Genomic DNA, 2269 nt, shown 5'->3' on the forward strand with positions numbered 1-2269 from the left:
GACGGCAGCGCCAGTCATCCCGGCTCGCGCCGCTGGCCGGTGGAACGCCTGAGCGTGGTGCGGCCGCAAGAGTCGGCGCAGGCCCTGCACCGGCTGGGATTGCCGTTGCACAGTCTGAAATGGTTGCGGGCCGGGTTCAGCGACAGCCAGGTCGCCGCAGGTGAAGAAGACCTGAGCCGCTTTATCGAGCGTTACCTCAAGCCCGGCGACGTGGTCTTCACCACCTGGCGCGAAGACGGCCATTGCGACCACGAGGCCGTGGGCCGTGCCAGTGCCAAGGCGACCCGGGCGGTGGGCGCCACCTTGCTCGAGCTGCCCGTGTGGACCTGGCATTGGGCAACCCCGGAAGACAGCCAGGTGCCCTGGGATCGTGCTCGCAAAATCCTCCTGACACCTGAAGCCGTGGCCCGTAAACGGCACGCCATCCATGCCTTCGCCAGCCAGTTGGAAGGCGACCCGCAGATCGGCCTGCCGCCGGTGCTCGCGCCCTATGTGCTGGAGCGCCTGCTGCAACCTTTTGAAGTGGTGTTCGTATGAGTGTCGCCACGCCCTATTTCGACGAGCTGTTTGCCGGCAACGACGACCCTTGGGCCTTTCGGCAACGCTGGTATGAACAGCGCAAGCGAGCCCTGACCCTGGCGCTGCTGACCCGGCCGCGCTATGCCTCGATCTTTGAACCCGGCTGCGCCAATGGCGAACTGAGCTTCGAGCTGGCCCCGCGCTGTGACCGCCTGCTCTGCTGTGACACGGCGCAAGCGGCGGTCAGCCTGGCACAGGCGCGGCTGCGGGGTTTCAGCCATGCCACCGTGCAGCAGAGCCGCCTGCCGCAGCAATGGCCCAACGAAACCTTCGAGCTGATCGTGCTCAGCGAGCTTTGCTACTACCTGGACCCGAAGGATTTCGATGGGCTGATCGATCGCGCGCTCGCCTCCCTGACGCCTGACGGACAAATCCTCGCCTGCCACTGGCGCCCGGTCATCGAAGGCTGCCCGCAGACCGCCGAACAGGTGCATGCGCGCCTCGGCCAGCGCCTGGGCATGCCACATCTGGCGCAGCATCACGAAAGCGATTTTCTACTGGATTTGTGGAGCCGCGACGGCACCACGGTTGCGACCCTGGAGGGACTGCGATGATCGGCATCCTGATACCCGTGCATAACGAAGAAAAACTGCTGCCCGAATGCCTGAAAGCTGCGATGGTCGCCGCCAGTCATCCGGGCCTGCTGGGTGAAGAGGTGCAGATTCTGACAGTGCTCGACAGCTGCAGCGACCGCAGCGCCATGATCGCCCGCGAATACCAGGTGCACAGCCTGGAAGTGCAGGCGCGAAACGTGGGCCACGTGCGCGGCGTGGGTGCGCGGCACCTGCTTAACAACGGCGCGCGCTGGATTTCCTGCACCGACGCCGACAGCCGCGTCGCTCCCGATTGGCTGGTGGCGCAACTGGCCCTGGGCGTGGATGCGGTGTGCGGCACGGTGACGGTGGACGCCTGGAGCGAGGGCTTCGACCCGGCGGCGCAGATCCGCTNNACGTGCGGGCCGGCGGTTTCGAGCCCCTGCCCTGCCATGAAGACGTGGAGCTGGTGCGCCAGTTGGAGCGCTGCGGGGCTTCCATTGCCTGGAGCCACTCGCCCCAGGTGATTACCAGTGCCCGCCTGGATTGTCGCGCCCAGGGCGGCTTCGGTGATTACCTGAAGAGCCTGATGCAGGCCTCCTGAAAAAATTGCGACACCCGGCGGTGTTAAAGCGGCAATTCATAACTATCATCACTGTTCCTTGCACGGCAATCCAGGGTTGGAACGCCGTCGCGCCGCGAGCGTGCAGTACCTGACGCTCGCGTACCACAAGAGCCGTCCCGTCAACGGGGTACGGCCTGCACCACCGATAAACAAGGACGTGACACCCATGAAGCCTGCACTGTTAAGTGACAACCGCCGGGGCCCCGCGCAAATCTGGAACAGCGCCCCGCAACTCGCGCAAATCCCTGCCATCAACCCCGCAACCCTGGTGCCCAAGGGCGCCCGCGTGGTGATCATCGCCCCGCATCCCGGCGATGAAGTGATCGCCTGCGGCGGTCTGCTGCAATTGCTCAGCACCCTTGAATACTCCCTGCAACTGATCTCCATCACCGACGGCAGCGCCAGCCATCCGGGGTCTACCGTGTGGCCGGCCAAACGCTTGAGCGTGGTGCGGCCCCAGGAAAGTGTCGAAGCCCTGCGCCGCCTGGGCGTGCCCCTGCACAGCCTGAAATGGATCCGCGGCGGTTTCGCC

Annotated in this window: 3 protein-coding genes and 1 pseudogene; all 4 read left to right on the plus strand. The window is 65.4% G+C overall.

Features of this window, described 5'->3' with window-relative positions; all coding sequences use genetic code 11:
• On the plus strand, nt 1-537 hold a 537-nt coding region (locus tag HX846_RS16350; RefSeq protein ID WP_178965724.1), incomplete at its 5' end, for a PIG-L deacetylase family protein.
• Entirely contained in the window at nt 534-1133 is a 600-nt protein-coding gene (locus tag HX846_RS16355) for an SAM-dependent methyltransferase (protein ID WP_178965725.1), read from the plus strand. The genes HX846_RS16350 and HX846_RS16355, both read left to right, overlap by 4 nt.
• Nucleotides 1130-1716: pseudogene (locus HX846_RS16360) on the plus strand (glycosyltransferase family 2 protein). The gene HX846_RS16355 and the pseudogene HX846_RS16360 overlap by 4 nt, the downstream one beginning before the upstream one ends.
• A gap of 187 nt (nt 1717-1903) precedes the next feature.
• Nucleotides 1904-2269, plus strand: a 366-nt coding sequence (locus HX846_RS16365) for a PIG-L family deacetylase (protein WP_178965726.1), incomplete at its 3' end; no start/stop codon positions are given.

The sequence above is a fragment of the Pseudomonas sp. K5002 genome, from assembly GCF_013386655.1.
In the GTDB taxonomy this organism is placed as follows: domain Bacteria; phylum Pseudomonadota; class Gammaproteobacteria; order Pseudomonadales; family Pseudomonadaceae; genus Aquipseudomonas.

Bases quoted from the DNA above. Each gene is read 5' to 3' on its own strand.
- HX846_RS16355 (WP_178965725.1), top strand. From the start codon at position 534: ATGAGTGTCGCCACGCCCTATTTCGACGAGCTGTTTGCCGGCAACGAC.